At 62.4% G+C, this 8,498-nt stretch carries 8 protein-coding genes and 1 pseudogene; 6 read left to right on the top strand and 3 right to left on the bottom strand.

The window, feature by feature from the left end; translation table 11 throughout:
* Positions 1-51: 51 nt before the first annotated feature.
* On the bottom strand, positions 52-615 hold the full coding sequence (locus XH80_RS04160; RefSeq protein ID WP_271597453.1) for a type IV secretion protein: 564 nt from the start codon (positions 613-615) through the stop codon (positions 52-54).
* A 42-nt stretch (positions 616-657) separates the two neighbouring features.
* Positions 658-1,293 carry an acyl-homoserine-lactone synthase gene (locus XH80_RS04165; protein ID WP_271597454.1) on the bottom strand — a complete coding sequence of 212 codons (636 nt, stop codon included), beginning with the start codon at positions 1,291-1,293 and terminating at the stop codon, positions 658-660.
* A gap of 206 nt (positions 1,294-1,499) precedes the next feature.
* Between XH80_RS04165 and XH80_RS04170 the strand changes: the two genes are divergently transcribed.
* On the top strand, positions 1,500-2,228 hold the full coding sequence (locus XH80_RS04170) for an autoinducer binding domain-containing protein (protein WP_271597455.1): 729 nt from the start codon (positions 1,500-1,502) through the stop codon (positions 2,226-2,228).
* 77 nt (positions 2,229-2,305) lie between these two features.
* On the opposite strand, the gene XH80_RS04175 is transcribed toward XH80_RS04170, so the two are convergent.
* Positions 2,306-2,563 (bottom strand): WGR domain-containing protein, encoded by a 258-nt coding sequence (locus XH80_RS04175; protein WP_271597456.1) that lies wholly within the window; start codon positions 2,561-2,563, stop codon positions 2,306-2,308.
* A 692-nt stretch (positions 2,564-3,255) separates the two neighbouring features.
* Between XH80_RS04175 and XH80_RS04180 the strand changes: the two genes are divergently transcribed.
* The 5 genes and pseudogenes from XH80_RS04180 to XH80_RS04200 all read left to right on the top strand — a co-directional run bounded on the left by XH80_RS04180 (position 3,256) and on the right by XH80_RS04200 (position 7,838).
* Positions 3,256-3,432: a hypothetical protein gene (locus XH80_RS04180; RefSeq protein WP_271597457.1), complete on the top strand. Its 177-nt coding sequence runs from the start codon at positions 3,256-3,258 to the stop codon at positions 3,430-3,432.
* 206 nt (positions 3,433-3,638) lie between these two features.
* A complete protein-coding gene (locus XH80_RS04185) occupies positions 3,639-4,523 on the top strand; it encodes a DUF3991 and toprim domain-containing protein (protein ID WP_271597458.1) in 885 nt (294 codons plus the stop codon).
* 313 nt (positions 4,524-4,836) lie between these two features.
* A pseudogene (locus XH80_RS04190) lies at positions 4,837-5,434 on the top strand (DUF1419 domain-containing protein); the annotation flags it as partial.
* A 557-nt stretch (positions 5,435-5,991) separates the two neighbouring features.
* Positions 5,992-6,579 (top strand): hypothetical protein, encoded by a 588-nt coding sequence (locus tag XH80_RS04195; protein WP_271597459.1) that lies wholly within the window; start codon positions 5,992-5,994, stop codon positions 6,577-6,579.
* A gap of 332 nt (positions 6,580-6,911) precedes the next feature.
* Positions 6,912-7,838, top strand: coding sequence for an ArdC family protein (locus XH80_RS04200; RefSeq protein ID WP_271597460.1), 927 nt, complete (start codon positions 6,912-6,914; stop codon positions 7,836-7,838).
* Positions 7,839-8,498: the final 660 nt, after the last annotated feature.

The raw sequence follows: 8,498 nt of genomic DNA on the forward strand, positions 1-8,498 counted from the left end.
AAGGCGACTGCCTGGACTGCGGGAGTGAGTTGAGCGAGAAAACGACATTGCTCATCGTTTATAGACGAAGGCAGACGTACCTAGTCCTGAGCGATAGACGTCCCAGCGTGGGGGCTCGCTCTCAGATCGTGCGGGTGGGTTGATCCTCGTATCACCGCTGGCGCGATCACTATCGGCAGTTGCCATTGGCTGGATGGGAGACTCGGGCGCTCGTCTTGGAACCGCGAAACTTGCGACGACGTGCGCGATTGCTTGATCGCGGTCTGTCCCCTTTATGCTCGACGCATCAAGTCGCGCGTCGAACAATCTGCCAAGGCCAGCTACGTGCTGGCATGCATCGAAGGTCGTGGCCGCTGTCAGCCCGGCCTTCTTTGTTTCCTCGGCATCAAGTTGAGCGAGACCCGTTCGGACCTTCTGGCCGGTGGCGATGGCTTCTGTCGTGAGCCGGATGGCTTCGTCACGATCGGTAGCCTGAATCGGAACCGGTTTGCGCCCTTCAATCGTGATGAGCAGCGGCTCGAAGGAGCTCGCCTGCCGCACGATAGCGGTCAGCGGCTGGACCATTGCCCTCGGCGCGCATCGTTCGAGCAGTGCCGTGAATGCAGCGGGATCCATGGTGAGAGCCTTCTTTTGACAGGTGTTGAGGGACGTTCGATGCTAAGCCGCGAGTGACAGGCTTGACGGCGCAGCAATTGCCCGCCCTGAGATTTGCCCGGCCGCGCGGATCGCGCCGAGAGCGTCCTCGGTGATCGGCAACAAGCCAGCCACCGCCTTGGTCACTCCGATTTGACGAGGCGCGCCGAGGCGGTCGAGGTGCCATCCGGCCCGACGCAGAATGCGTTCCATGCGAAGATCAGTGACGGTTGCGATGGCCCGGAGATGGTGCTGCAGGCCCCATTCGATCATTGCTGCTAACAGCAGGAACGTCGCTTTGCGCAAACCATTCTCTGCTGTTGCCTCCGCAAGCTTGGTGTCAACGCAAAAGCGCGAGCTCTCCCAGATCCTGCTAGTGTTTGGCGCCGCATTGCCATCCAGCAGCATCGGGAACGTATCGGCAAGCATGTTGCACCCGGTGGTGGGGAGTAGGCGCACGCAACCGATAACGTCATCCTGCTCAAGCGCCAGCAGATAAGTCGGATTGAATGCATCGTACTGATCGATCTCTAGTCCGTCAGAGACCGAGACTTCCCAGTCAAGCCGCTCCTTGAACACGCGCCCTCGTAGGCGGTGCATTCCCAGCGTCAGTTCGGAGTCGTGCAGGAGCGCCGTACGTGTGCACACAATGACCTTCATTTTTAACCTCAAGCTTACGAATCACAGCTTCGAGATCAAGAAAGCAGCCGCGGTCACGGCGTTACGCTGTCAGTTCTGACAGGGCGTTTATGGGACTCCTCGTGCCGCAAAGCTGCCGCATCATCGCAATACACGGTCTGCACGTGTAGCGCGAATCGTCAAAGTTATTCGCGTTCTAAGGGCTAGGAAGACGACGAAGTGGTGCAATGAAGGATGTCAAACGAGCGTGCGGCGAATTTGTCGATTGTCTTCACTCTGCCTATACGGAAGATGATTTTCGGCGCATCGCGGAACGAGCTGCGCATGCATTGGGATTTCGGTGGTTTGCTTATTTTGGTCGGCGCGTGAATGGCCCCAATCTGATCTCATCCTATCCCAAGAGTTGGACCAGCCACTATTTTCGCGAAGGATATCACAACATTGATCCCGTTCTTCGGGAACCGCGAAATACGAGCCGAGTATTCCTGTGGGATGGCCGTGAGGCGCGAAGCGCAAAATCGCCGAAAGAGCGACGTCTGTTTGACGATGCACTGAGTTTCAAGATCAGGACCGGCCTGACGGTTCGCATTCCCTCGAGTCAAAACCAGTTTGCTGCGTTTACGCTTGCGGTCGACGAGCGCAGCCTGGGACTCGATCGTTTCATTGCGGCCTCGCAAGAGATGTTGGAAATGGTGGGTCTCATCTATCATGCGCATGTGAGCGCCAGGATTGGACGCACCTCGGCAGCAGGCGAGATCGTTTGCGCTCTGACTCAACGCGAGCGGCAGTGTCTCGCCTGGATCTCCGATGGCAAAACGATGCAGGATATTGCCCAGATCCTCGGTGTTAGCTCGCGAGGTGTGAAGTTTCATCTGGACAACGCCAGGCGCAATCTAGCTGCATTGACCCTCCCGCACGCTGTGGCGCTCGCCTTTCGGCAGGGATTGCTCCCGTAATGCGAAAAACAGCTCTCCGGATTGTAAGAAGTTCCAAGATCAACGGTTTAAGCAGGATGCTAGGTCAGGCGTTGCATTCAAGGCGCGGGGTCCTTTGGAACATAACCACGGCGCCTTTTACGGACGAGCCACGCCTCGAGCGCTTCGACGGCCTGGACCCTCCCCGCAAACAGATCCATCCGCCGGCGGCCGCGTTGGCCGAGGCGGCCCCATTCGCGCACCAACGCCGTGTCACCGAACAGAGTCGGCTCGATCGTGAGGACATAGAACCTGGCCATGTTGCAGGCCGGATCGCACCGTTGGAGCACGAGGTATGGCACCGTGAGTTCGGACATGCGTAAGAATCGCAACTGTCGAAAGCACCGTCCAATTAATTTATCGAATCGATCAGCCTTCTCGATTCAGAAGTTTAATACCGAAAGCCATTGAGGTGTTCAGCGATCGATCTCGGAAAATATATGCGCTGTTGTGCGCCTCTGGTTGCGAAGAAAGCGGGCGTCGCCCTGCGGGCCGGGCTGGGGGCTGCACTGAAGCCCCGCGAGCGGGTCTTCGCCCTTACGGACTGCCATCGCTGACGCGAAGCGGCCCGAGTCCCCGAACAAGCCAACTGCCGAGTCTATCGGAACCCCGCGCATAAGCATCGGACCTGAACCCGTAAATGCAAGCGACGCCTTTGGCCTAGAGGACATCGAACGGCAGCGGAAACTTCGCGGAGCGACGGCAAGGCGGCCAAGTCGACGTTCGCTCCGGATAAAACGGCGGCTGTTCTCGCAGTCAACAGATCGACACTGCATCCGTGGCACGAGCCATGTGCGTTTCGGCTCATATGCTCCTGGTGAAGGACCAACCCCGCTCTCAAATGGGCGTTCCTTGGTTCTGGTGCGGCCTTCCACGATCAACCCGCAAGGGGTTCGCTACGCAAGCGTGCGACCTCTCCGGCTCCGCCTACGAGGTGACCGCAGCCACCCCCGAACACGTCGGCGCCTGTCGAGCGGGGATGGTCCCCGCCGCAAGACGGGAGCCTTCAATGTCGCACAATCTCGCCCTCGCTCAGAACCACGCCTTCGATCTGGCCCGCACGCTGATGGTGCCTGTCATCCTTTTCCAGAGTGAGAACGAGTTTGGCGTGATGGTCTCCAGCGAATACGACGGCGACCAGGACGCCATCGTCCATGAATACGATCCCTGGTGCCCGGCTCATTGAGCCGGGTGACCGGCTGCCGCTGGCGCCATGCCGGCTGCAAGGGAAGCTTCGCCGCGCCCAGCCATCTGACAAATTCGACAGCTTGTCCGCGCGCCCTTGCGCCCGGCAGGCTTCGCGGCCGGTCGGAGATGTGCCGCAAGGCCAGGAACAAGTGAGACCAACAGAAGAAAGGGCCGGTCGTCGCCTGCGCGACGCCGGTACAAACAATGGACAAGAGAGCAATCGAAGAGCTGCGCGAAAAGGTCGGCTGCGCGGCCCTTTTGGAGAAAGACGGCTGGAAGGTTGACCTCAAGGAAAGTACCCGGCGTGCGATCAAGTACCGCCGCGACACCAACATCATCATCGTCATCCACCAGGGCCGCGGCTGGTTCGATCCGTTGTCGCCGGCGAAAGGGGACGTGTTTACGCTCGCCAAACATCTCGGTGCCGATGGCTTCGTCGAGGCATGTGATCGTGTTGCGGATTTGGTTGGCTTCGTCCCCTGCGCGCCAGCGTGGCAGCGCCCGGCAAGGCCCAAGGCCGTCGCCTCCATTGTAGAGCGGTGGGGACATCGCTTCAGGCCGCGCCCCGGCTCGCCAGCCTGGCGCTATCTCACCGGCGAGCGCCGGCTGCCGGCAAACATCGTGAAGCACGCGGTCGCTAGCGACCTGTTGCGAGAGGGCCCCCGAGGCAGCATGTGGGCTGCGCATATCGATTCTGCTGGAGCGCTCACAGGCTGGGAGGAGCGTGGACCGGCATGGCGGGGCTTCGCCACGGAAGGCGCCAAGGAGCTGTTTCGCTTTGGGTCGGAGGAATCCGAGCGGATCTGCATCACCGAGGCGGCTATTGATGCGATGAGCCTCGCCGCGATCGAGGCCGCGCGTGCCGACACTCTTTATGTCAGCACCGGCGGCGGTTGGTCGCCCGCAACCGATGGTGCCATCCGCGGCTTGGCCAAACGCGCCAACGCTTGCCTCGTGGCGGCGACCGACAACAATCGGCAAGGCGACATCTACGCCGATCGTGTTCGCGCCATCGCGGCGGACGCAAGTGCGCGGTATGACCGATTGCGACCCTGCGCGGGCGACTGGAATGAGGATTTAAAGGCCTGACGGCGACCACTTGATGTGGCGCGCGACAGCGACGCGCAGGCTGCGCCAAGGCCTCCGCATGAGTGGGTCTCCGATCCTTCGGCGTTGAGGGAAGGAAAAAGGAGGTCGAACAATGAGGAAAGGGAAATGAAATGAGGCGCTGCCGCACGCCCGGCCGCCGCGTCAAGGGTGAAGCTTCGCCCGCGTTCCGCGGCCCTTGACCCGCCGGACCTGCGATGCGGCCGGTGAGGAGGTGTGATGAAGGACTGAAGTGACGAAAGGATCAGGCGGATTGCACGCGCTGTCAGTCCGGCCAGGCCAAGAGGAGCCGCCGATGCACATTTCACCGTCCGTCCGCAAAGTCTTTGAAGGCGTCGCGACGCGCCACGAAATGCACCGCATGTTCAATCGCCATCGCGGCAACCCCGCCATAGCCGAGGGAGAGGCCCAGCGGCTGTTCGCTGGCGAGTGGTTCGAGATCGCGGAGTCCGAGCATGATTACATGCTCGACATCCTGCCGCCGCTTTGGATGCGCGGCGATATGTTTGCAATGCGCGAATTCATGACGGGCAGCGTCACCAGCATCTTCTTCGCCCTCGCCATCGACGGAAAGCGGCGCTGGTTCCATGGCTATTGCGATCTTTCCGATCGGCGGTCGCCCGATCGGATGAAGGCGGCGATCATCGAGCGCGAGTCACGGCCCGTGCGCGCGATGACGCGCGACGAGCGGCTCGAGCACATCTGGTCGAGCACGCATGACGACTATCGCGGCTATGCCGGCGAGCGCTGGCCGCAGGCCATTCGCGGCCGACGCACAGTGCTCGTCTATGCCGGCCAGAGCGGCACGGTCCTGAAGCTGCTCGACGACCTTACCGAAGGAGATCGCGGCGAAGCTGCCGGTGCAGTTCCGCCATCTGCCGGAGACAGTCTCGCGAAAGCTCGCCCGGCAGGATGGTGCGATCGAAACGTTGCGGGCTCGATGCGCGCCGGAGTCTCGCCCCCCCTCATGACGACCCGGAGCGCGTACATCGCAAGGACGAGTGTCTCGGTCCTGCCGACTGTCGTCCGCGGAAGCGGCACGGCGCTGCGGCCTACCGGGCCGAAGCTGACCTTGCGGTTCGCTCAGGCGAACGTCTTGAGCACAGCGCGGAGCTGGGCTCTGCAGGGTCGAACCTTTCCAAGTTTTCGGCAACCCGCCCGGACCCTGTCGGCTCTCCCCTCGGGTTTGCTGCGGTCTGCGCCGCCGGCGGTCCGCTTCAAGGCCAAGTCGCAAGCGACCAGAGACCGCCGATCTCGGCAAGGCCCGGCCGCGTCCGGCGCAGGGCCCCAGCAAGCTGGACCCTGCTTGTCCGCAGCCGGGCCTTGCTCGCCTGGCGGTCCCCGGACCTTGAAGCGGCCCTCATCCCGGCGGCGCTCGGCGACCGCACCCGAAGGGAGGTCCGGCAGGGGCCGGATCGAGCCGACGGCGAAACCAGATAAGGAATTCACCATGACCAAACCTGCTCGTTCCTCTCGCGCCAGCGCCCGTGTCATCCCGCTTCGCAAGGGCACCACTCTCGAAATGGTCCGGCTCGCCTGCCCCGACGCGGCACAGGCGCAGCGCATCTCCGAAAGCTTCGGCCTTGCGATCCTGGACAGCGACGGCATCCGCGATCTGCATGAGCGGCTCGTCATCGAAACCGCCGACGCGCTCAAGGACGGCCTGAGTGAACGCGCAATGCAAATTCACCTTCAACGGATCGTCGGCGCTTATGTCGGCTCCGCGCATGGCGCCGGCCAGTTCTACACCCGCGCAGTCACCGAAGCGCGAGACGCGACCGCCAAGCTCGCCAACGACGGCCGCGATGAGGACCGCGATGGTCCGGTCGGCTTCGATAGCCAGGCACAGCGCAAGCGTGAATTCGCCGCTGACATGGGCGTGCAGTCTCACGCCCTTCGCATGGCTGCCGAGGGCACTGTTGCCGCCTACGAAAAAGTCGTCGGCGAGACCTGGAAGCCTTTCGAGCGTCCCGTCGATAACACGACCGACACCGTCGGGCGGAAGACGGCCAAGGCGCAAATGTCGGCGTTCGACTAACCGTCAGTGCGGGGCCTCGGCCCCGCGCCTCTTCCACTGCAGCCATCTCATGGGCCGGTCCTCCAGACCGGCCCTTTTTTCGTGCCGCCGCGACAACAAAGGGCGCCTGCCCGCGCTGCGTGCCATCGTCGACTCCTCCCGGTCCGTGGTCCTGCGCCGGACCCTATGCCCGCGCAACGGCTTTGCCGTCCTTCGCGCTGCTTCGGCCCTAAGGACCACCCCATTGCGCTTGCGCAATGGGGACCCCGGTGGGTGCGCGGACCTTGGGCCCGGCGTTGGCGGACCCGTGAGGAGGCGCGATGGGCGCGGCCTCCCCAACGGAGGTCATTATAATGAACAGGAACGGAGAAAAGGTGCGAGGCGACCTGTACGCCCGCATCACGGACCGCATTGTCGCGCAGCTCGAACGCGGTGTGCGCCCTTGGGTCCAACCTTGGGCGGCCGGGAATATCGCAGGCCACATCACGCGACCGCTGCGACACAACAGCCAGCCCTATACGGGCATCAACGTCGTGCTGCTTTGGTCAGAAGCCGCCGCGCGCGGCTTCCGCTCTCCGATCTGGATGACGTTCAAGCAGGCCAGCGAACTCGGCGCGCATGTCCGTAAGGGCGAGACCGGCAGCACCGTGGTTTATGCGAGCCGCTTCACCAAGACAGAGACCGACGCTCACGGCGACGAAGTCGAAAGGGATATCCCCTTCCTGAAGGCCTATACCGTGTTTTGCGTCGATCAAATCGATGGCTTGCCCGAACATTATTACGGTCGGCCGCCCGCCGTCGCATCAACGATCGAGCGTAACGCGAGCGCCGACGCTTTTTTTGCCAATACCGGCGCGATTGTTCGGCATGGCGGTTCAAGGGCGTTTTACGCGCCCTCGTCCGATCACATTCAGATGCCGACGATCGAAAGTTTTCGCGACACCGCCTCCTACGTCGCCGTCAGAGCCCATGAGACCGTGCACTGGACCGCTCCCGCTCACCGCCTCAATCGCGATCTCAGGCGTTACAGCAAGGATCGGAGCAAACGCGCGCGCGAAGAGTTGATTGCCGAACTCGGGAGCTGTTTCCTCTGCGCGGATCTCGGGATCTCTCCCGAACTCGAACTGCGACCTGATCATGCAAGCTACCTCGCATCGTGGTTGGAAGTGTTATCGAGTGAGAAGCGCTTCATCTTCTCGGCTGCCGCGCATGCGCAACGCGCCGTCGCCTATCTGCACGGCCAGCAGCCGAAGGCCGCTGAGGTCGAAGAGGCAGCATGATGTATGATGAGCGAACGTGATTGGCGCCGGCGCTTGCCGGCCCCTAGTTATCCGGTGGTTCAGCTCAGAGATGCGGCCTCCTGTTGGTCGCTCGAGGGCCAGCGTCTCTTCATTCCTCGTGCTGCGCGACCTGATTGTGGCCTTGTGTGCCGTCCTTCAGGGAGGACGACGTTCTGACTTTGCACAGGTCGTCGCTGTGCCGAGTAAATCTCGCTCGCGGCCTGCGGATTCACTTTCGGGCCGCATGGCTCTCTTGACGGCAGGCCAGCACGCCTACCTTTCCGCTTCGGGCATCGACCCGTGAGCCTGAGAATTGAAAGAAGTGTGCGGTGAGCGGTGATCGGGTTGTTTCGTCGGTCAAGGCTTCGATGGTCGCCAGTGTCGTTTTCCTCGGCCGTTTCTTCTGGCACGACCCACGTCGTCCTCGATTGGCATGTCTGACCGAAGGGCGGCGTCGCTTAAGCGCCGCCTCGCTCTTATCCCCGCAACAGCCGGTTACGACTTTCTTCCCCTGGCCGCTGCGCGCCCATTCCTCGCGCAACCAAGAAAGTCGTGCCCTGGCCGCCCTCTACTGCGTGCCGGCCCCTTCGGGGTGCGGGTCGATCGCCTCCGGTCTGTCGCCAGCCATCGAGGCCGCGATGGGCGGCCCGGAAAACTGAA

The organism is Bradyrhizobium sp. CCBAU 45384 (assembly GCF_028128665.1).
Classification (GTDB): domain Bacteria; phylum Pseudomonadota; class Alphaproteobacteria; order Rhizobiales; family Xanthobacteraceae; genus Bradyrhizobium; species Bradyrhizobium manausense.

What these genes read in the sequence shown, in the direction of transcription:
- XH80_RS04160 (WP_271597453.1), bottom strand. Translation starts at nt 615, where the DNA reads ATGGATCCCGCTGCATTCACGGCACTGCTCGAACGATGCGCGCCGAGG.
- XH80_RS04165 (WP_271597454.1), bottom strand. Translation starts at nt 1,293, where the DNA reads ATGAAGGTCATTGTGTGCACACGTACGGCGCTCCTGCACGACTCCGAA.
- XH80_RS04170 (WP_271597455.1), top strand. Translation starts at nt 1,500, where the DNA reads ATGAAGGATGTCAAACGAGCGTGCGGCGAATTTGTCGATTGTCTTCAC.
- XH80_RS04175 (WP_271597456.1), bottom strand. Translation starts at nt 2,563, where the DNA reads ATGTCCGAACTCACGGTGCCATACCTCGTGCTCCAACGGTGCGATCCG.
- XH80_RS04180 (WP_271597457.1), top strand. Translation starts at nt 3,256, where the DNA reads ATGTCGCACAATCTCGCCCTCGCTCAGAACCACGCCTTCGATCTGGCC.
- XH80_RS04185 (WP_271597458.1), top strand. Translation starts at nt 3,639, where the DNA reads ATGGACAAGAGAGCAATCGAAGAGCTGCGCGAAAAGGTCGGCTGCGCG.
- XH80_RS04195 (WP_271597459.1), top strand. Translation starts at nt 5,992, where the DNA reads ATGACCAAACCTGCTCGTTCCTCTCGCGCCAGCGCCCGTGTCATCCCG.
- XH80_RS04200 (WP_271597460.1), top strand. Translation starts at nt 6,912, where the DNA reads ATGAACAGGAACGGAGAAAAGGTGCGAGGCGACCTGTACGCCCGCATC.